This is a genomic window from Thalassotalea piscium (assembly GCF_030295935.1).
Lineage (GTDB): Bacteria > Pseudomonadota > Gammaproteobacteria > Enterobacterales > Alteromonadaceae > Thalassotalea_B > Thalassotalea_B piscium.
This window is the reverse complement of record NZ_AP027362.1, coordinates 59,156-80,719: the sequence shown is the minus strand read 5'-3', so window position 1 is coordinate 80,719 and position 21,564 is coordinate 59,156. Positions and strand designations below refer to the sequence as shown.

Below are 21,564 nucleotides of genomic sequence, written 5' to 3'. Positions count from 1 at the left end.
CTTTGCTGTACATTTTTGCAGCGATTTATTTGGTGTTTATACAAGGCTGAACTTATGTAATGGGGTTGTTCCCCATAAATAAGTGAAAACGCCGTAGAAATACCAAAGAGGCGCTGTCCTAGGGATACGTTTAAACATGATTTACTTTTCGTTGCCTTCACGGAAGTAGGTACTTAGCGTGAGCAGGACGCGGAAGCTGTCTAGCTCTTTTATGTAGAATAACTACACTTTATTCGCTACGCCTCAATTAAATTATGTTTAATTCGTACAAAATTTGTACTTAAAAGTTCAACACGTCCTAATATGGATATTTCAAAATAGACAAAATTTCAGTATAGTGCGCCCCTTATTTATTTTAGTTTTACAACATTGATATCGCCATTAGGAGAAGCATAGTGACCACCTCTGGTAACTTATTTATATTGTCGGCCCCAAGTGGCGCAGGTAAATCAAGTTTAATTTCGGCATTACTAAAGCAACCAAATAAACGTAAATTGCAAGTGTCTGTCTCCCATACCACACGTGCTCCAAGGCCCGGTGAAGTAGATGGCGAACACTATCATTTTGTTTCAGTAAATAAATTTAAGCAAAATATTCAGAAAAAGCATTTCTATGAATGGGCTGAAGTATTTGGTAATTACTACGGGACGTCTGAAGTAGCTATTGATGAGCAGCTAGCCCAAGGCATTGACGTTTTTTTAGATATTGACTGGCAAGGTGCCCAGCAAGTACGCATGAAAAAGCCCGATGTCACCACTGTTTTTATTTGCCCGCCCTCAAAAGCAGAACTTGAAAAAAGATTACGCGGACGGGGACAAGACAGCGAAGAGATAATTAAAGAGCGAATGGCACAAGCACAATCTGAGTGTTCTCATTATCAAGAGTTTGATTACATCATTATAAATGACAATTTTGATCAAGCATTATGCGATTTAACCACTATTGTTGAAAATCAACGCCTAAAAAGAAGCAAACAAATCGAAAATAACCAAGATTTATTCAAAGATCTATTGGCTAACGATTAAGCACATAGTAAACTACGCAACTATTTTATAAATATTTAAGTTGGAGTGACCAAATGGCTCGCGTAACTGTTGAAGATGCCGTAGATAAAATCGGTAATCGTTTTGACTTGGTGCTAGTTGCATCTCGTCGTGCTCGTCAAATAGCAACGGGTGGTAAAGATCCATTGGTTGAAAGAGAAAATGACAAGCCAACTGTACTTGCATTAAGAGAGATTGAGGAAGGTTTAATTACTTCTTCGGTTATGGATGTGTCAGATCGTCATGAACAAGTACAGCATGAATCAGATGAATTAGCGGCTGTTGCTGCAATTGTTGGCGGAAACAACCAGTAATTTAGCAATGCTTAAAAACTAAGAACGCGTAATTTACCTTTCAGTAATTACGCGTTTTTTATTCATAAACTTCGAAGATTACTTAACCTGAACTCGGGATAATAGATGTAGGTTTAAAGTATATAAAAGTGATACTTTACAATGCTTTAGATTATTTCCTTCTTAGTGCTAAGTGCAAATTTACGGTTTTTAGTTTCTAACAAAAACCAAGTACCTACGTCCATGCAGGCAACGCAGATACGCATAAAAGTTGTAGCTTTGGTGTACTTAGCTTATCCCTAATGCAGGTTGTTTAGATAAATAGCTATAAATTGACTCGTTAAAATATTGGCTTTCTGTATAAATACACGTATTCTTTAATCTCAACCCCTATCAAGGAATAATTGGTGTACCTTTTTGAACCATTAAAAGAAATTGTTTCAAGTTATTTGTCAAAAGTGCAAGTAGACTTATTAAAGCAAGCCTACATTGTGGCAAGAGATGCCCATGAAGGACAAATGCGTTCAAGTGGAGAGCCTTATATTACTCATCCTGTTGCGGTTGCTCACAACTTAGCAAAAATGAACCTTGATCATGAAACATTAATGGCAGCTTTGCTGCATGATGTTATTGAAGATACGCCAGTTACTAAAGATGAACTCGCCGAACTTTTTGGTAATACTGTAGCTGAACTCGTCGAAGGGGTAAGTAAGCTCGATAAGTTAAAGTTTGATAATAAAGAAGAAATGCAAGCTGAAAACTTCCGTAAAATGATCCTTGCAATGGTACAAGACATTCGTGTTATTTTGATCAAACTTGCTGACCGCACCCACAACATGCGTACACTTGAGTCACTCAGACCAGATAAACGCCGTAGAATTGCACGTGAAACCTTAGATATTTATGCTCCTATTGCTAACCGTTTAGGTATTCATGATATTAAAAACGAATTGGAAGTACTCGGCTTTGAAGCATTATACCCAATGCGCTCAAGAGCGTTAAAATCAGCATTAAAACAAGCCCGTGGTAATCGCAAAGAAATTATTAATAATATTCGTAATTCCATTCAATCAAGACTTGAACAAAGCGGCATTCACTCCCAAGTGATAGGTCGAGAAAAGCATTTATTCTCTATTTACCAAAAAATGTTAAATAAAGAGCTACTATTTAACGAAGTAATGGATATATACGCGTTTCGCGTTATCGTTGACAAAATTGATGACTGCTACCGTGCGTTAGGTGCTGTTCATAACTTGTTCAAACCAATTGAGACTCGCTTTAAAGACTATATTGCTATTCCTAAAACTAATGGATATCAGTCTTTGCATACTTCCCTTGTTGGCCCTCATGGTATTCCTGTAGAAATTCAAATTCGTACCCACGACATGGACCAAATGGCCGATAAAGGTGTTGCCGCTCATTGGTTATATAAACAAGATAACGATGACAGTGGTACCACAGCGCAAATGAAAGCACGCCGTTGGATGCAAAGTTTATTAGAGTTGCAGCAGAGTGCAGGTAGCTCGTTTGAATTTATCGAAAATGTAAAATCAGATTTATTTCCTGAAGAAATTTATGTATTTACCCCTGATGGCAGAATTATAGAGTTACCTATGGGTGCCACTTCTGTTGATTTTGCATATGCCGTTCATACAGATGTGGGTAACTCATGTGTAGGCGTTAAAGTAGATCGCAAACCTTATCCGCTTAATCAACCTATAGATTCTGGTCAAACAATAGAAGTTATTACTTCACCAGCAGCACGGCCGAATGCGACATGGTTAAACTTTGTGGTTACGGCAAAAGCACGTTTACAAATACGCACCTATTTACGATCACAAGAGCAGAATGAATCACTTGCTTTAGGTCGTCGCTTATTAAGCCACGCATTAGGCAAGGTAAAAATTACTGACATCAGCCAAGAAAAGATTGATCAAGTTGTACGAGAAACAAGTAATAAAACCTTCGATGAACTCTTAATTAATATTGGTTTGGGTAATGCCTTAAGCATCGGCATTGCGCGAAGATTAACAGATGAATTTACCGATGACAGTGTATTAAATTACTCTAATAGCAAAGCCAAAATGCCTATTAAAGGTACAGAAGGCATGCTAGTTACTTATGGTAAATGCTGCCGCCCTATTCCTGGTGATGCTATTTTGGCATACTTAAGCCCCGGTAAAGGTTTAATAGTGCACCAGCAAGGTTGTCGTAACATAAAAGGGCACATTGAAGGTCAGCTATTTCCAGTGAAATGGGACAGTGATATCGATCGAGAGTTTATCGCTAAATTACGGGTAGAAATTATAAACCACCAAGGTGCCTTAGCCACATTAACTAATGTAGTGGCAAAAGCAGGTTCAAATGTACACACGCTTAATTCTGGTGAGAAAGATGCAGGCATTTACTTAATCGATATGGAACTCACCTGTAAAAATCGTGTTCACTTAGCTGGTATTATTAGAAAGATTAAAGTAATGCCTGATGTTCAACGTGTTGTTCGAAATAAGTAATTATAATATAAGGTAGTAGTAGGTTATTCATGAAAACAATTATTAAAACAGATAAAGCACCAAGTGCGATCGGCACTTATAGCCAAGCAGTAAAAGTAACCAATACTGTTTATTTATCAGGCCAAATCCCACTTATTCCAGAAACAATGGAAGTCATTGAAGGCGACTTTGTCGCTCAAGCTGATCAAGTATTTAAAAACCTTGTTGCCGTTTGTAATGCAGCTGGCGGTGATATTAATGATATGGTTAAAGTGAATATATTTATGACCGACTTATCCAACTTTGCCACAGTTAATGAAGTAATGAGCAAGTATTTTAAAGAACCCTACCCTGCTCGTGCTGCAATTCAAGTTTCAAGGCTTCCAAAAGACGTAGCTATTGAAATTGACGGCATTATGGAAGTGCCTAACGTCAGTTAATTCATATTGCTTAATAACAATCAATTCCTTTAATAATAGCGCTATGAGTACCATAGCGTTTTATAAAATTTTTTACGCTACAATATCAACCTCAAGTGAACACATTATGACACCCGAAAGATTACAACGGATTAACGCCATGCTAGATCAACGTCAGCCTGATCTTACTGTCTGTATGGAAGGTGTTCATAAAACGCATAATCTTGCCGCAGTTGTGCGAACAGCTGATGCAATTGGCGTTAGTGATGTACATGCTGTTTGGAAAAATGAGCAGATGCGTGTTTCTGGTGGTAGTGCAGCAGGTAGTCAAAACTGGATTGACGTGCATAGCTACACCAAAACTGAAGATGCCATTGCCCAGCTAAAAGCTCAAAATATGCAAGTGCTAGTGACTAATCTATCAGATACAGCTGTCGACTTTAGAGAGATTGATTACACTAAGCCCACCGCTATTATATTAGGCCAAGAAAAATTTGGAGCCTCTGAAACCGCATTAACCTTAGCTGATCAAGACATTGTTATTCCAATGGTAGGCATGGTGCAGTCGCTTAATGTTTCGGTAGCTTGCTCTGTTGTACTCTATGAAGCTCAGCGACAAAGACAAGCGGCAGGGCTATATAATACGCCTCGCATCAGTGAAGAGCGTCGTCAGCGTTTTTTATTTGAAGGTGGTCATCCTATATTTGCACAAGCATGCCAGCGTAAAGGGCTACCATACCCTCAAATAGATGAAAACGGCCAAATTATTGCTTCTGATCAGTGGTGGCAAAAAATGCAAATGACCAAGGAAACTTGGCAAGATTTAGATAGCTAAATTATTCAGCAAAAGGAAGAACAAATGAACGAGCAACAAGGACTAGGTAATCTCGCTCGTATCCCCATATCTTCACTGAAAGGTGTGGGTCCAAGCATGACCACTAAGCTCGAGAAAATCGGTTTACATTCGCTGCAAGACTTACTATTTCATTTGCCGCTTCGTTATGAAGATCGCACTCGTATTACCACCATCAGAGATTGTCTACCTGGTATTTTCACCAATATTATTGGTGAAATCACCAATAACCAAATTATTCAGGGCAAACGCCGTATGATGCTAGTAACCATTAATGATGGTACTGGCATTATAAACCTACGTTTTTTTCATTTTTCAGCCGCGCAACGAAATAATTTAGCCGTGGGTATGACTATCCGTTGTTATGGAGAAATTAACCGTGGCGCGCGCAGCTTAGAAATTGTTCACCCTGAATACAAACCGTTAGATCAAGATCAACCATTAACACCAGTTGAAGAAACATTAACACCAGTCTATCCAACCACCGACGGCCTTAGGCAGCTTTCACTGCGCAATCTCACCGAACAGGCTTTACTGCGTTTAGCACGAGGTGAGGTTGAAGAGCTATTGCCTAGTGAGATGATTAACGAGCCTTATTCTCTAAAACAAGCATTAACATTAATACATAGACCACCGCCCGATACTTCAGTGGTTTTATTAGAGCAAGGTAAACACCCTGCTCAGTTACGTTTAATTAAAGAAGAATTAATTGCTCATAATTTAAGTATGTTAAAGCTTCGCCAGTCTAGTGATGTACATAAAGCGCTGTCATTGACGGTAGATCTTAATTTAAATAAACAGTTTTTAGCGTCATTACCCTTTACACCAACCAACGCCCAAAGCCGTGTAGTATCTGAAATAAGACACGACTTAGCTAAAAACACCCCCATGATGCGCTTAGTGCAAGGTGATGTCGGCTCTGGCAAAACACTAGTCGCTGCATTAGCGGCAATCACAGCTATTAGCCAAAATATGCAAGTAGCATTAATGGCACCAACAGAAATTTTAGCAGAACAACATGCAATTAATTTTCAGCAGTGGTTTGAACCGCTTGGCATTTCCGTTGGTTGGTTAGCAGGTAAAACAAAAGCTAAAGCTCGTAATAATGTATTAGAACAACTGGCCAATGGTAATGTGCAATTACTCGTTGGCACCCATGCGCTTTTTCAAGAGCAAGTTGTTTTTAAAAATTTAACCTTAATAATTATTGATGAGCAGCACCGTTTTGGTGTTCATCAACGCCTCTCTTTACGTGAGAAAGGAGCATTTGACGGTAATTACCCTCACCAATTAATTATGACTGCAACACCAATTCCAAGAACACTAGCAATGACAGCCTATGCAGATTTAGACACTTCGGTTATTGACGAGTTGCCACCTGGACGAACGCCTATCACTACCGTGGCATTACCTGATAGCCGCCGTGAAGAGGTGATAGCACGCATACTAGAAAGCTGTTTAAACGAAAGCAGACAGGCTTATTGGGTTTGTACGTTAATAGAAGAGTCTGAGGTATTACAATGTCAGGCGGCTGAAGATACGGCTGTTTATTTACAAGAATGTTTACCTGCACTTGCTATCGGCTTAGTTCACGGCAGAATGAAAGCCACTGAAAAGCAGGCGGTAATGGATAAATTTAAACAAGGTGAATTACATTTATTAGTAGCGACTACCGTAATTGAAGTTGGCGTTGATGTGCCTAATGCTAGTTTAATGGTAATTGAAAACCCAGAACGGCTGGGGCTTGCTCAATTACATCAATTGCGTGGTCGCGTTGGTAGAGGTTCAGTTGCCTCTCACTGTGTATTAATGTATAAATCGCCACTGTCTAAAACAGCCACTAAACGCTTAGCAGTATTACGCAAAAGTAATGACGGTTTTGTTATTGCCCAAAAGGATTTAGAGATCAGAGGCCCTGGTGAATTACTTGGCACTAAACAAACAGGGTTGGCAGAGCTTAAAATTGCTGATTTAGTCAGAGACGCAGATATTATTCCTCAAGTACAACAGGTTGCGTATTTACTTTGGCGGCAAAGTCCTGAGCAAGCAATCAAGTTAATTAATCGATGGCTTGCCAATAAAGAGCAATATAGTAATGCTTAGGGGGTGTTGATCTTTGCTGTACATTTTTGCACTCGAAAGAACAACACGCCCTAATACCCTATGCTTTAATACTTCTACGCATTAATACCAACAACATACTTAATAGCGCAAAGATACCAAATGTACCACCTGAGCTTGATTTAGGTGTAGACTTTGGAGGAGTTACTATTGCTTTACTAACCGAAATATTAGTAGATGCTTGTTGTGTAACCCCCTGCCCATCAGTCACTGATAATGTTACCGTGTAACTACCACCTTGGCTGTAAGTATGACTAGGCGAAGCAGTTGTTGCCGTGTTGCCGTCGCCAAAGTCCCATTGGTAACTATAGTTGCTATCTCCACCCGAAACAGTCGATTGGAAGTTAGCAGTAAGATTGTTAGTTGTAGGGTTAATTACAACGTTAATAGGCACAACAACCTCAACAGAAGTCGTTAATATTAAACGCTGTTGAATCTCATCGGTTAACGTCAGCTGCACATTATAACTGCCACTTTGTTTATATGCGTGCGTAGGACTTGCAACTGTAGACTGCTCCCCATCACCAAAGTCCCAACGGTAACTAAACTCACCATAACCACCAGTTAATACTGTGCTAAAAGTGACACTGTCATTGCTTACTGACGCACTAATACTACCCGTAATATTTTCAGCAACAATAAATTGTTTTTCTAAAGTAATAAGGTCATCTGACGAGTTTAAATAACTCACTATAACGAGTTTTTCACCCGAGCTTTCATAATGATGCGTAATTGTTTGACCCGTTAATTCTGTACCATCACCCATTAACCATTTAACTTCATTAGTGCTTGGTAAGTCTTCATCATTAATTGATAAAGTGACAGAAAGACCTTTTATTACAGCATCAATTTTAGCCGTATTTACGCGTTTTAACTCAACACTTGCTTTGCTGCTGTTGGTACTTTGTGTTACCACTTCCATAGTCAGCCCTAAGTAGGGCAATTTAATGCCTGACTCTGGCTGTAAGGGAGAGGAATAATCGTCTACATCTGAAAAGAAAGCATTATTAGTTAAGTGAGAATCTCCATTTCTAGGTGACTGATCAAACAAGCTAAATGCTGCATCTCTAATTTGTGTACTCGTACCTCGTATACTATCACCACTTTTAATTAAGTATTGATCGGCATCAACCACGCCAATAAAGACCTCACCAGGGTGGCTATTCACTTTGTTATCGCTCACATTTTGGTCGCGATACCATAATAAAACACCAGGTTCATAGCCAATATTTTCAAGCTTTGCATCAGTACCACTGTAGTCACGCAGTTGGATGTAATAATTGTGACTGTTGCCATCAGCTTTGTCGCCTACGCGGCTAAACCCATTAAGTTGTACTTCATTGGTATACTCGCCACCGCTAAAAAACAATTCACTGTCGCCAGCCTTTATTAATACATTATCGGCAACAAAGCCATAACCTAACTCATATTCATCCGTTTTATAACGCAATTCAATCGTGACATTTTCACCGGCATACTGTGACAAATCAAAACTTAAATCTACCCATGACAAAGTGCCATAAGCATCAGCTAAGTCAGCTGAGTCACCCGATATATAGTTAGTTACAGTTGAGCGAACATCATTAACGGCTTTCGTATGACTACCACTAATCGCACTACCATTAACCAATACTTGTACATAGTCCCAATCAGTCTCAATACTCCAACGTGCGGTCATCGTTAAAGTAGCAGTTTCACTTGGTAGTGCGACATCAAAGGCTAAGCGATTATCTAACAACGCTTCTTTGCCTGAATAATACTGAAAATCGCCTTGAACTGGTGCACCAAACTCAATTTGCTTTGCAGGTAAAAGCACTTTTATTTGATTAAAGCCGTTTTGGTGATTATTTGCAGCAACTAAGTTTATGGTTTCTTGTGTTAATGACGAAAACTCAACTTCTTGTTGGTTTATCCAATTACCTTGATAACGCGTACTTAAATAATCGCGAGCGTACGGACTAAAAGTTGCTGGGCTCGTTCCGCCCGGATAGCCTAACCAACTGCCTGAAGCCATAACCGACCAGCTAGCTACTGGCGAGCCTAACGCGCCATTATCGGTGTCGTATTCATCTGGTAAACCTAAATCATGACCAAATTCATGTACGGTAACCCCTGTGGCCGCATCGATTGGGTTAATGGTATATCCATATAATTTAACATCTGAACCGGGTACTGCCACCGGCTGATTATCATCACCAAATACATAAAAACGATGTGACCAAATAGCATCTTCAGCTAAAACTCCGCCGCCAGCCTCTTCGCCAATGCTTGAATGGAAAATCATAACATGATCGATAATACCATCCGGTTCATCAATAATACCGTTACTATTTAAATCATAAGGGTCTTTTTGATCATACTCAGCTAAATCAATACTCAGTTCACTTACCGCTTTAGTAACTGCTTCTAAGACTAAAGCAGGTGCATTCATATCACCGTCATCGTTATCAGCATCATTTTCACCATAGTGTTTGGCATTATTATCCGCAGTTACCCAACCATTTGCTTGCCCTGTAAAAAAGAAAGTACCGCCAGATTCTTGTTGATAATATTGATAACCTGAGATAATAGTTTGCCCTGATGGGCCTTCATAGCCGGTTTCAGAAAACAATAAATCGTTATAGTGCTGCACAGAGTAGTTACTATAATACATAGCGGTATCGCTAGACGTTAAACCGTTATCGTCATGCTTTAGATCAGGAAAATCTATCATGATCGCTAATACTTTAACTGTGGTTTCTACTTCATTTTGAGCCACGGCAGACTGTATTGACGTTCTGTTTTTATTGAGCTTTTTAGCATTAAGTTGATTGCCTTCTTCAATAAAACTTTCCGCTTTTAATACTTGTTTACCCATCACGCCAGGCAATTCTTTTCTATCGAATGATTTTTTATTGATATAACGTTCAAGTGCCAATTTTCGTGTTTCAACATCTGCATTAGGTGCTAACTCACCTCGTTTTTCTAACCAATAAAGAATTTGCTCTTGATTAATAACACCAGGGTCTGCAGGTGATGAGTGATTAACGCTTTGCGCTGCCGACACAGTAAAACTAGCAACTGACAACAATAACGTATTTATAAAAGAAAACTTCATAGGACTACCTATTCGATATTAATTGGATATAACGCAAGAGCCATTACTTGCAGGTATTTTTAGGGGTTTGTTTAGCACGAATAAAGTCATTCACAACCTTGTCAGCCTGTTCATCTGTCATCTCAGGCGTAATTTTTCCGGACTTGAGTAACATGGCTTTAATTTTACTTTTATCTTGAACTGGAGGAGACTTATTAATGGTATGTTTACTTACACAGGGAAAGTTTGTCGTAACTTCGTTTACGCCTTTGCTAGCTTCACTTGTCGCTACAGGTTGATCATTCACATTTTCTGACACCAACGGTTTATCTTGGCAGGCTGCCAACAACGCTAATGTTATAATTACGAGTAATACCTTCACTACAACCCCACTCAATGTAAAATAGTTGTTACTTTAAACATCAAAGTATAGCGATAGCAAGATAAAAAACCTAGTAACAATTTACCTTTACGGGTTCACCTTGAATAAAATTGACACTATAAAAATAATACACACCCCCCTATTTTTATTGATCTAATCGTTTAATTATTCATTCAAAATGAGATAGACTAAGCGTAATTTCAACGTAAAGTGATAAAACAATGCCAGTGCAAGAACCAACTCAATCAACACAAGCCAACAGCAACGAGAAAGAAACAACACACTTTGGCTTTCAAACAGTTGAAACAAAAGAAAAAGAGTCTAAAGTTGCTAGCGTTTTTCATTCAGTTGCTCAGCAATACGATGTAATGAACGACCTAATGTCTTTCGGTGTACACCGCTTATGGAAGCGTTTTACTATTGATGCAAGTGGCGTAAGACCCGGCAACAGCGTATTAGATTTGGCCGGTGGTACGGGTGATTTAACAGCAAAGTTTTCCAAACTTGTTGGCAGAGAAGGCAAGGTAGTATTAGCCGACATTAATAGTTCAATGCTCAACGTGGGGCGTGACAAACTTAGAGACCAAGGCTTAGTACAAAATATTGAGTATGTGCAAGCTAATGCCCAATATCTCCCTTTTGAAGATAACAGCTTCGATATTGTTACCATTGCATTTGGATTAAGAAATGTAACCGACAAAGATATGGCGTTACGCTCTATTTTTCGTGTTTTAAAGCCAGGTGGACGTTTATTGGTGCTAGAATTTTCAACCCCTGAGCATGAACTATTAAATAAAGCGTATGATTTTTATTCGTTCAATATTCTCCCAAAAATGGGGGAACTTGTCGCCAAAGATAGTGAAAGTTATCAATACCTTGCTGAGTCAATTCGTATGCATCCTGACCAAGAAACCCTAAAAGGTATGATGGATGAAGCTGGTTTTGAACAAACAAGTTATAAAAATTTAACGGGTGGCATTGTTGCGCTTCACAAAGGCTATAAGTTTTAATTTATGAGCTTTTTTATGCCTCAGCAAGCACTTTCAATGGCGCTTGAGTATGTAATAAATCAAGCGTTACGCATGAACAGCGGGGGTAACCACGCTTTGCAAGCGCTTGATCAAAAAGCACTGACGCTCAATTTGGCAGAACTAAATTTTTCATTAACTTTTATCTGTCATCAAGAAGAATTTACCGTATCAGGTAATAGTGATAGTGCTGACTGTACCATTACCACCAGTATTGTTGCCTTAAAAAAAATTAAAGAAAATCATGCGCTAACCCAAGCCATTAAGGATGAACTTTTAGATATTGAAGGCGATTTAAAAGTGGCGCAATCGTTTATGGCGATGGCAGAATCAATTGAAATTGACTGGCAAAGTGAAGTAGCTAAACATATTGGCGATATACCTACTTATAAACTTACACAACTTGCCGAGAGTATTTCAACTAAAGTAAATTTCGCTAGTAAACAAATTAAAGCTGATGCAAGCGAATGGCTAGTTCATGAAAAACAATTAGTAGTAACCCGTAGCGAGTGCCAACACTTTATTAGCCAAGTTGATGATGTGGCTGAACAGGTGAATCAATTAAGTAGTCGTTTGACTACACTAGATCAAGCATTACTCAAACCATAGGACTAAGCGTGAACGCCACATGAGTACTAAAAGAGTTTATAAAATAGTAAAAACCTTTTTAAACTATGGTTTAGATGAATTGCTCCCTAAAAAGAGTTTGCCTTGGTATGTAAAACTTATTCGGCCAAGTATATTTTGGCTGCGTAATAAGCATAAAGACAAGGCGTTATCGCTACGTTTTCGTTTAGCAATAGAGTCTTTAGGGCCAGTATTTATCAAATTTGGGCAAATGCTCTCAACCCGAAAAGACCTATTACCTGAAGATTTTGCCAATGAGCTTAGCTTGCTACAAGATCAAGTGTCCGCCTTTGACGGAAAACTCGCCGAACAAATAGTAATAAACGCAATTGGCGCCGAAGCTTTTGAGCAAAATTTTAAAGCCTTCGATTCAACCCCATTAGCTTCTGCATCCATTGCCCAAGTACATACGGCAACCATGCTTAAAGACAATGAACAAATAAACATTGTTATCAAAGTACTAAGGCCCGGCATTGAACAAACCATTAAAGAAGATTTAAAGGTAATGAGCCGCATGGCAGGGGTTGTCGCCAAATGGTTACCCGATGGTAAGCGCTTACGCCCAAAAGAAGTTGTTGCTGAATACCGAAAAACGATTCTAGATGAATTAGACCTTAACCGTGAAGGCGCCAATGCTATTCAGTTAAAGCGTAACTTTTCTCAAGGAAAACCACTCGACAATATTTTATATGTACCTGAAATTTATAGCGAATACAGCCATAAAAGTGTATTAGTAATGGAGCGAATATATGGTATTGGTGTCGGCGAAGTAACAACACTTAATCAGCTCGGCGTTGATATGAAATTGCTTGCTGAGCGTGGCGTTGATGTGTTTTTCACTCAAGTGTTTCGTGACAGCTTTTTCCATGCAGATATGCACCCTGGCAATGTTTTTGTTAATGCAGATAATCCAGCAGATCCTACTTGGATAGCAATTGATTGTGGTATTGTCGGCACTTTAAATAGAGAAGATAAACGCTACTTAGCCGAAAATTTCGTCGCGTTTTTTAACCGTGACTACCGCAAAGTCGCCCAATTGCACGTTGACTCAGGTTGGGTACCTAACAATACAAATGTAGATGAATTCGAGTTTGCTATTCGCACAGTATGTGAACCCATTTTTAATAAGCCTTTAGCTGAGATTTCTTTTGGTCAGGTCCTAGTTAATCTATTTAACACAGCTCGACGCTTTAATATGGAAGTACAACCACAGTTAGTATTACTGCAAAAAACACTACTTTATATTGAAGGTTTAGGCCGCCAACTTTATCCTCAGCTTGATTTATGGCAAACCGCTAAGCCCTATTTAGAGAATTGGGTAAAAGAGCAGATGGGGGTTAAAGCCGTTTTTACTAAGGTAAAAGACAACCTACCCTTCTGGAATGAAAAACTACCTGAAATTCCTGATCTCATATACGATTATCTCAAAAAAGATAAGCAACTCGCCAATCAACAACGCAATATGTTTGATCAACTACAAAAGCAGCAGCAAAAACGCCATAAACAATTATTGCTCACTATTATATTAGCAACTATAGCGATCAGCAGCGCCATTATATTTGGCTAATTATTTAGCGTTTGTAGTCTAGCTTTTACTAGTTAAGTTCTGTTATATTTTTGATAAAGTTCAATGATGTGGGTAGTAATATGGATGAACATGGGCATTACACATTATCAGTTCAAGATAACTTGATATTATCTCGTTTTTTTGGTGCCTGGAATGTTGAACAAATAATAACCTACACCAATCATGTTAAAGAAGTTGCAAAAGCTATCGCAAGCAAACCTTGGGCAAGAGTAGTTGATTTATCTGATTGGGAAGGTGGCGGTGTCGAAGTTGTACAGCCACTATTATTATTACAACAATGGGCTGAAGATAATAATTGTCGCCAGGTGGTTTTTATCAGTCCACCACTAATACCCAAATACATGTTGGAAAAGTATGGTGATCCATACCACGACTATAAAATTTGTAACAGTGTAGAAGAAGCAATTTCTTACCTAAAATCAGTCCTTTAAAATAAGCTTAAACTAACCTTTTATTGGATGCTTACAGCATTGGCATTCAGGATCAGCTGTGAGTACCAAACGTTTAAAAGACATTTGCCATGCGTCAAAAATTAACAACTGATTAAGTATTTGATACTCGTTTAATATTAGTCTGAGCACTTCTGTTGCCTGTAAGCTCCCCATCACACCAAGTAGCGTACTTAAAACACCTAAACTGCTACAATTTCTTGTACTTGATACTTTTTCTGGCACTAGGCACTGATAACAAGGCGAGCCTTTTTGTGCAAAATCAAAACTAATTAATTGTCCTTGACCTTGTATCGCAGAAGCGCTGACTAGCTTTCTTTTTGCCTTAAGACATGTGTAATTAATAAAATAGCGCGTATCAATATTATCAGTGCAATCAAGCACTACATCAACCTTCGGCATCAAGGCGGTTAGGTTTAAATCGAAAACAGATTGATAAAAAGTGTTAATTTTCACCTTGGGGTTGATTGCTGTTAACTTGTTTTTAGCAATCGTTACTTTCGCACCACCAACATCCTCAGTGGTAAACAATATTTGCCTTTGTAGATTGCTCACTTCAACATTATCATGATCGATTAAGGTTAATTGACCAATACCTGCAGCAGCAAGGTATTGTGCGGCCGCACAACCTAAGCCTCCCATGCCAACAATCAAAATATGAGCCTGTTTTATTGCAATTTGGCCCGCCTCACCCACTTCATCCAACATAATGTGGCGGCTAAAACGAATATATTCTTGGTCAGTTAACAACATTCAAATATTTGCTCAAAACTTTCTATAACACTTTCAGGGCTTTTTGATTCGGTAATGGCAGTGACAACTGCTATGCTTCCTACCCCTGTGTTTAATACTTCTGTTGCATTGTTTAAGGTTATTCCTCCAATGGCAACAATGGGTGTTTCTGTATTTAGCTTAACCAAACGAGCTAATGTTGCTGTTCCTTGAATTTGATTACTCATATCCTTTGTTTTTGTTGGAAATATTGCGCCAACAGCAATATATGAGGGCTGATACTCTTGCGCTTGTAAAAACTCATAATAGCCATGAGTACTTATGCCTAAGCGTAATCCCACTGATTTAATTTTGGCTAAATCAGCCTTTAGTAGATCTTCTTGTCCTAAATGAATACCGTAAGCATCAAATTTAATGGCTAACTGCCAATAGTCGTTTATAAACACCCTAGCATTATATTGTTTACCCAAGAGAACCACTTGCTCTATTGCTTGAGATAGTGGCTCACCCGTCAATTGCTTTTCGCGATACTGAAGTGTTTTAACGCCAGCTGCTAATAACCGTTTAACCCACTCAACTGAGTCAACAACAGGGTATAACCCCAAAGATTGACACGCAGTTGATGGAAAGTTTTTTGCAAAGGTATAAGTGCTGCAAATGTTATCACCTAGTTGCCAATCTAGTGCATTGGCCATGGTTGAGTGTGCCACCAAAACTTTTGGAAAATATTTAGCCTGCACAGGCCAACCGCCTTGCCAAACAGCGCCATTTTCAATTTTTTGCCGTGCTTTTTTAATTAATGATTGATGACTTAAGCCCTGATTAATATAAGCTTTAGCAATAGAAACCGCATCACGCAGTAAAAAACCTTGTGCCAAACACGCACTAACAGCTGATGCATAAGTACAACCCGTTCCATGGTTGTTTGAGTGATTAATGCGTTTGCTTGCAAGCCAATAGTTATGCTCGCCATCAGTACAGTAATCAACACAATATCCTGCTGCAATATCAATATGACCACCTTTAATGGCAACACTTCCGACACCTAAATCTAATAGTACTTGTCCTGCACGCGCTAAACACTGCCAAGAAAAGGCATACACACCCGATAGCTTTTGTAATTCATTATTATTTGGCGTTAACACATCAACTAAAGGTAGCAACTTAGTTTTTATCGCCACTAAAATATCTTCTTCTGTTAAATGGTCACCACAAGAAGCGATAGCGACAGGATCGTAAACAACAATAGGCGCTTGTGGCCAATTACCTTTATAAAAAGTTAAACGCTCGGCAATTTGCTCTACTTGCTGAACATTTGTTAACAGCCCAATTTTAATCACACTTGCCGGTAATTCAGCAGATAGCGCATTCAGTTGGCTAGATAAAACCTCAGCACTCACAGAGTTAATTTCTAACACCCCTGATGAGTTTTGGGCAGTAACCGCAGTAATCACTGTACAAGCTTTTACCCCTAGGTTATGCAACGTTTTAATATCCGCTTGAATGCCCGCGCCACCAGTGCAATCAGAGCCTGCAATTGTCCAAACAATGGTATTATTCATACGTTTTTGTTAATTCCTCGGTTGGTCTTGATGCCAAAATGGCATTCCCATTAATGGGGTACTTGGCTGAGCGACTTGTCGTTCAGGCATTCGTCCAGCTAAATAGCCTTGTCTACCCGCCTGACAAGCATGAGCAAAAGCTTTTGCCATAGCAATAGGGTCAACCGCTTGTGCAATAGCAGAGTTTAGTAAAATCGCATCATAACCCAACTCAAAAGCTTGTACTGCATGAGACGGCAAACCTAGGCCTGCATCAATCACTAAGGTAGTATCAGGCAAACGATGACGTATAGCTGATAATGCCTGCGGATTGGCTAAGCCTTGGCCTGTACCAATTGGCGATCCCCAGGGCATAATAACTTCACAACCGCTGTCTGCTAATCGCCGGCATAATACTAAATCATCAGTACAATAAGGCAGTACCTTAAAACCCTCTTTTATTAATGTCTCAGCCGCGCTTACTAAGTTAATCGGATCGGGCTGTAAATTATATTCATCACCAATTAATTCAAGCTTGATCCAGTTGGTTTCAAATAACTCGCGCGACATTTTAGCCAAGTTCACCACTTCTTTTACACTATGACAACCCGCAGTATTGGGCAGCAAAGTTAAACCAAGTGATTGTATTTCTTGCCAAAAAACATTCCCGCCATTGCGCTCTGGGCTTTGTCTGCGCAGAGAAACGGTAACTATTTCACTCGCGCTATTAACAATAGCGGCTTTCATCACATCGATAGATGGGTAAAGAGCACTACCAATTAACATGCGGCTAGTAAACGACTGCCCGTAAATTATTAAATTATCATGTTGACTCATCATTAACCTTTTAATTAGCCGCCAAAAATGGGAGATACAATATCAATTAAATCATTCGGCTTTATTTGAGTAGTGCCGTAAGTAGATTTGGCGACAAATTCACCATTAATGGCAACCGCAAATGGTGGTTTAGCACCATAAAGTTGCAAAATATCCACTAGACTGTCAGCGTCGGTAACTAGCTCTTTATCATTAACTGTTATTCGCATACTGTTTTACCTTGGTTATAAAAGTTAATTAATCGTTCATCTAGGCAATTATTACTGTTAGTAACAACTGACCACGGTACTTGTTTAACCAGATTAAATGATCGTAATAACAATAACATTTGCTCAAGTAGGTAAGGTGTAAGTAAATAGCCATGGCGATACAAGCCATTAACTTGTATCACTTGATTATTAACTGATATGACGGGTTCATTGTCAGAAAATGTAGGTCGAAGGCCAGTTTGGATCGCCATTATTTCTGCCTCAGCAAAGCCAGAATGTATACTATAGGCGGCTGACAATAACTCCAATGCAGAGCGTACACTTATTGCTTGTTCACTGTCAGACTCTATCTCAGTCGCTCCAATAACGTATTCATCATTACCTTTAGGCACAATATAGATAGGATAACGCGGGTGCATCACTCTAATTGGCCGCAACAGCTTTACCTGTGGTGCGCGCACCCGCACTACTTCTCCTCGCACACCACGTAGTAATGCTTGTGGCTGTAATAATTGACGACTAGCCCCCAGTCCTCGACAGTCAATAACCCAATCAAAAGTGATCAGATCTCCATTGGGTAGTGCAACACTATTGTCTTTTAATTCAACATTTAAATGCTCATATAAATTAATATCACTGTCTTTTATCAACTGTGCACTTTGTTGATAAAGGGCGCAATTATCCACATGACCTTCATCTGGTAGGAGTAATCCATACTGAAATCGGCTAGCCAATTCTGGTTCAAGGTCAGTTAAGCGCGCATGATTAACTTCTACACTTGCTGCATGCTCATTCAGCGCATACTTCTGCAGTTTAAGTCGTTGTTTAAAATGAACTAAACTTGAATGATCTTTTGGATGTGCGACAGCAATACTTCCTAACTGCCACCAAGCATTATCAATTGCTAAGCAAGTAAGTAATTCAGGCCACAGCTTTAATGAACGTTGCCCCATTAGCATTATATGCTCACTCGCTGTAATAGATTCTGCGGTAGGTGCAACCATGCCAGCTGCTATTAACCCTGTCGAATTTGCCGATAACAAGCTGTTTTTTTCAAATAAACTAATCTGTTCAATGATACCTTCATCTTGTTTCGACAATAATAGCGCGAGTAATCGCCCCATTAAGCCAGCACCAACAATTGCAATATTAGACATAAATATCCCCTACTTTGCCGTATGGTAAAGCTCACTTCCTTTAGCTTTAAATTCAGCTGACTTTTCTTGCATGCCTTGCTTTGCTTTTTCATCAAATTGAGCTTTTATATCAAGCATTTTAATTTCAATATCACCCTCTTGCTTAGCAGCATATTCTCTGACTTCTTGACTTATTTTCATTGAACAGAATTTCGGACCACACATTGAGCAAAAATGCGCGACTTTGCCTGACTCTTGCGGCAAGGTTTCGTCATGATATTCACGCGCACGTTGTGGGTCTAACCCGAGATTAAACTGATCATACCAACGAAATTCAAAGCGCGCTTTAGACAAGGCATTATCTCTAATTTGCGCACCGGGGTGCCCTTTTGCAAGATCACCTGCATGCGCAGCAATTTTATAGGTAATTAAGCCTTCTTTAACATCTTCTTTATTAGGTAAGCCTAAGTGTTCTTTAGGTGTGACATAACATAGCATTGCACAACCGTACCAACCGATATTGGCCGCTCCGATTCCCGATGTTATATGATCATAACCTGGCGCAATGTCAGTGGTTAACGGGCCTAATGTATAAAAAGGTGCTTCATCACAGTGTTTTAACTGCTCTTCCATGTTCTCTTTAATCATATGTAATGGCACATGGCCTGGGCCTTCAATCATCACTTGTACGTCATGTTTCCAAGCGATTTTAGTTAATTCTCCTAGGGTTCGTAATTCACTAAATTGTGCCTCATCGTTGGCATCGGCTATTGAGCCTGGTCGTAACCCATCACCCAAAGAAAAAGAAACATCGTAGGCCTTACATATTTCACATATCTCTTCGAAATGTGTGTATAAAAAGTTTTCTTGGTGATGTGACAAACACCATTTCGCCATTATCGAGCCACCACGAGACACTATGCCCGTGACTCGTTTAGCTGTCATCGGAACATAACGTAATAACACGCCGGCATGAATGGTAAAGTAATCAACACCTTGCTCTGCTTGTTCAATTAATGTGTCTCTAAAAATTTCCCAAGTAAGGTTTTCAGCAACCCCATTAACTTTCTCAAGGGCTTGGTAGATAGGTACAGTACCAATAGGCACTGGTGAGTTTCGAATAATCCACTCTCGGGTTTCATGAATATAACGACCAGTAGATAAGTCCATTACGGTGTCTGCCCCCCAAAGTGTTGACCATACGAGTTTTTCTACTTCTTCTTCTATTGATGATGTGACTGCTGAATTACCAATATTGGCATTGACTTTAATAAGAAAATTACGACCAATAATCATAGGTTCAGCTTCAGGGTGATTGATATTGGCAGGTATAATTGCGCGCCCTTGTGCAACCTCTTTACGAACAAATTCGGGGGTTATTTGTTGAGGGATATTCGCACCAAAACTTTTACCCTGATGCTGTTGATTTAGGCTTTCATCACCAAGCTGTTGACGCTTAAAGTTTTCCCGAATAGCAATATACTCCATTTCAGGGGTAATAATGCCACGCTTGGCATAATGCATTTGAGTAACATTTGCGCCAGCTTTAGCTCGACGTATTGTCGGTAAGTTTTCAAAGCGAATATGCTCTAGCCCTTCGTCTGCTAACCTTTGCTGGCTATAACCCGAAGTATTATTAGCCAACACTTCTGTGTCATCTCGTGCCTCAATCCAAGTTTGGCGAAGTTTAGGTAAGCCCAGTTGTACATTTACTTCCGCTTTAGGGTCTGTGTATGGGCCTGAAGTATCATAAACTTGTACCGGCTCATTGGGTGAAAATATTGGTTCGTCTTTAGTACCGCCAATAAGTGAATCTGACAGCGAGATTGACCTCATTCCAACACTTATCGGATGAAGTAAGCCTTTAATGTATATTTTTTCTGAATTAGGAAAGCTTTGATTCGCACAGCTTTTAAGAAATGCCTGTGCGGCTTGGCGGTTTTCTTTACGAGTAGGTTTAGTCATTTTCAGCCTTTCAATATTATCGAGGCCATGCAAAAGCATAGCAAAATATAAAAGACGGAGTGTAGATCTCAGGTAGGGTTAATTTTACCTTGTTTCCTTCGCAGATATTAGTCTGAATCAGGTTCTACGGATCCCGCTTACGCGATCTCAGCCAAATGGCACTCCGACAAGAAGCTGTGATGTTAATATAGAACCAATAACATAGGCAAGGAGAATTCTATAAGAATTAGGTGACGAGCTATAACACTATCGCTTAAGCAGTCGAATTTACTGCGCTAGTTTAACTCTTATACGATTACTTGCTACCCTTGTTTCATGCAGCGCCGCAAGTGCTTTTTTAGCTTCTTTTTCATTTGGCATTTCAACAAAAGCAAAACCTTTAGATTTACCCGTTACTTGATCTAATACCAATGTGCATTCATTAACAGTACCGTGGGCTGTAAATAAAATACGAATTTCTTGTTCAGTTGTTGAGCGTGAAAGGTTACGAACTAAAAGTTTCATAATAAACCATAAGTAGTGATTACTGGTTAAATTGTCGCATATATTCTCAATTGACCAAGTTATTTTTCAAATTTCCTGTTAAATAGTCAATAACTGAGTAAAAGTGTAAACCTATAATTACAAAGCGGCTTTATTAGCGTGAACAGTTTATTTAAAATAAATTATCTTCATAATTTTTATATAATTAATTCTACAAATGTACTTTTATCACACTTTATAATAAAACAATTGATTTAAAGTCATTAAGGTTTACACTCTGTATTCTATTT

General features: G+C 39.1%; 19 protein-coding genes and 1 riboswitch. Of the genes, 10 read left to right on the top strand and 9 right to left on the bottom strand.

What is annotated here, in order from left to right; all coding sequences use genetic code 11:
* Positions 1-395 precede the first annotated feature (395 nt).
* The 6 genes from gmk (at position 396) to recG (ending at position 7,203) form a co-directional block, all read left to right on the top strand.
* Positions 396-1,025, top strand: coding sequence for a guanylate kinase (gene gmk / locus QUD79_RS00365; protein WP_184422326.1), 630 nt, complete (start codon positions 396-398; stop codon positions 1,023-1,025).
* A gap of 53 nt (positions 1,026-1,078) precedes the next feature.
* Entirely contained in the window at positions 1,079-1,357 is a 279-nt protein-coding gene (rpoZ, locus tag QUD79_RS00360; RefSeq protein WP_184422327.1) for a DNA-directed RNA polymerase subunit omega, read from the top strand.
* A gap of 386 nt (positions 1,358-1,743) precedes the next feature.
* On the top strand, positions 1,744-3,849 hold the full coding sequence (gene spoT, locus QUD79_RS00355) for a bifunctional GTP diphosphokinase/guanosine-3',5'-bis pyrophosphate 3'-pyrophosphohydrolase (RefSeq protein WP_184422329.1): 2,106 nt from the start codon (positions 1,744-1,746) through the stop codon (positions 3,847-3,849).
* A gap of 29 nt (positions 3,850-3,878) precedes the next feature.
* Complete coding sequence (locus tag QUD79_RS00350) at positions 3,879-4,268, top strand: RidA family protein (protein WP_184422331.1); 390 nt, start codon at positions 3,879-3,881, stop codon at positions 4,266-4,268.
* Positions 4,269-4,374: 106 nt separating this feature from the next.
* Entirely contained in the window at positions 4,375-5,082 is a 708-nt protein-coding gene (trmH, locus tag QUD79_RS00345; protein ID WP_184422333.1) for a tRNA (guanosine(18)-2'-O)-methyltransferase TrmH, read from the top strand.
* 24 nt (positions 5,083-5,106) lie between these two features.
* Positions 5,107-7,203 carry an ATP-dependent DNA helicase RecG gene (gene recG, locus QUD79_RS00340; RefSeq protein WP_184422335.1) on the top strand — a complete coding sequence of 699 codons (2,097 nt, stop codon included), beginning with the start codon at positions 5,107-5,109 and terminating at the stop codon, positions 7,201-7,203.
* Positions 7,204-7,261: 58 nt separating this feature from the next.
* Here the strand turns inward: recG and QUD79_RS00335 are convergent, their stop codons facing one another.
* Together QUD79_RS00335 and QUD79_RS00330 are read right to left on the bottom strand one after the other, a co-directional pair.
* Positions 7,262-10,318 carry an immune inhibitor A domain-containing protein gene (locus QUD79_RS00335; RefSeq protein WP_184422343.1) on the bottom strand — a complete coding sequence of 1,019 codons (3,057 nt, stop codon included), beginning with the start codon at positions 10,316-10,318 and terminating at the stop codon, positions 7,262-7,264.
* 43 nt (positions 10,319-10,361) lie between these two features.
* Entirely contained in the window at positions 10,362-10,679 is a 318-nt protein-coding gene (locus QUD79_RS00330; protein ID WP_184422345.1) for a hypothetical protein, read from the bottom strand.
* 221 nt (positions 10,680-10,900) lie between these two features.
* On the opposite strand from QUD79_RS00330, the gene ubiE reads away from it, so the two are divergent.
* From ubiE to QUD79_RS00310, 4 genes are all read left to right on the top strand, one after another.
* Entirely contained in the window at positions 10,901-11,689 is a 789-nt protein-coding gene (gene ubiE, locus QUD79_RS00325) for a bifunctional demethylmenaquinone methyltransferase/2-methoxy-6-polyprenyl-1,4-benzoquinol methylase UbiE (RefSeq protein WP_184422347.1), read from the top strand.
* 3 nt (positions 11,690-11,692) lie between these two features.
* Positions 11,693-12,316 (top strand): ubiquinone biosynthesis accessory factor UbiJ, encoded by a 624-nt coding sequence (locus tag QUD79_RS00320; protein ID WP_184422349.1) that lies wholly within the window; start codon positions 11,693-11,695, stop codon positions 12,314-12,316.
* Positions 12,317-12,335: 19 nt separating this feature from the next.
* Positions 12,336-13,901 carry a ubiquinone biosynthesis regulatory protein kinase UbiB gene (ubiB, locus tag QUD79_RS00315; protein WP_184422351.1) on the top strand — a complete coding sequence of 522 codons (1,566 nt, stop codon included), beginning with the start codon at positions 12,336-12,338 and terminating at the stop codon, positions 13,899-13,901.
* A gap of 80 nt (positions 13,902-13,981) precedes the next feature.
* Positions 13,982-14,353: a hypothetical protein gene (locus QUD79_RS00310; RefSeq protein ID WP_184422353.1), complete on the top strand. Its 372-nt coding sequence runs from the start codon at positions 13,982-13,984 to the stop codon at positions 14,351-14,353.
* A gap of 12 nt (positions 14,354-14,365) precedes the next feature.
* On the opposite strand, the gene QUD79_RS00305 is transcribed toward QUD79_RS00310, so the two are convergent.
* The 7 genes from QUD79_RS00305 to QUD79_RS00275 form a co-directional block, all read right to left on the bottom strand.
* Complete coding sequence (locus QUD79_RS00305; protein WP_184422355.1) at positions 14,366-15,124, bottom strand: HesA/MoeB/ThiF family protein; 759 nt, start codon at positions 15,122-15,124, stop codon at positions 14,366-14,368.
* The gene (gene thiE / locus QUD79_RS00300; protein ID WP_184422357.1) at positions 15,115-16,665 is read right to left on the bottom strand and encodes a thiamine phosphate synthase; all 1,551 of its coding nucleotides are present in this window, start codon (positions 16,663-16,665) and stop codon (positions 15,115-15,117) included. The genes QUD79_RS00305 and thiE overlap by 10 nt, the downstream gene beginning before the upstream one ends.
* A gap of 9 nt (positions 16,666-16,674) precedes the next feature.
* Complete coding sequence (locus tag QUD79_RS00295) at positions 16,675-17,481, bottom strand: thiazole synthase (RefSeq protein ID WP_184422413.1); 807 nt, start codon at positions 17,479-17,481, stop codon at positions 16,675-16,677.
* Positions 17,482-17,495: 14 nt separating this feature from the next.
* Positions 17,496-17,690, bottom strand: coding sequence for a sulfur carrier protein ThiS (gene thiS, locus QUD79_RS00290; protein ID WP_184422359.1), 195 nt, complete (start codon positions 17,688-17,690; stop codon positions 17,496-17,498).
* Positions 17,681-18,847 (bottom strand): FAD-dependent oxidoreductase, encoded by a 1,167-nt coding sequence (locus QUD79_RS00285; RefSeq protein WP_184422361.1) that lies wholly within the window; start codon positions 18,845-18,847, stop codon positions 17,681-17,683. Before QUD79_RS00285 ends, thiS begins: the two co-directional genes overlap by 10 nt.
* A 9-nt stretch (positions 18,848-18,856) precedes the next feature.
* Entirely contained in the window at positions 18,857-20,791 is a 1,935-nt protein-coding gene (gene thiC / locus QUD79_RS00280; protein WP_184422363.1) for a phosphomethylpyrimidine synthase ThiC, read from the bottom strand.
* 76 nt (positions 20,792-20,867) lie between these two features.
* Positions 20,868-20,967: riboswitch (TPP riboswitch) on the bottom strand.
* 91 nt (positions 20,968-21,058) lie between these two features.
* Entirely contained in the window at positions 21,059-21,295 is a 237-nt protein-coding gene (locus QUD79_RS00275; RefSeq protein ID WP_184422365.1) for an RNA recognition motif domain-containing protein, read from the bottom strand.
* Between the last annotated feature and the right edge of the window lie 269 nt (positions 21,296-21,564).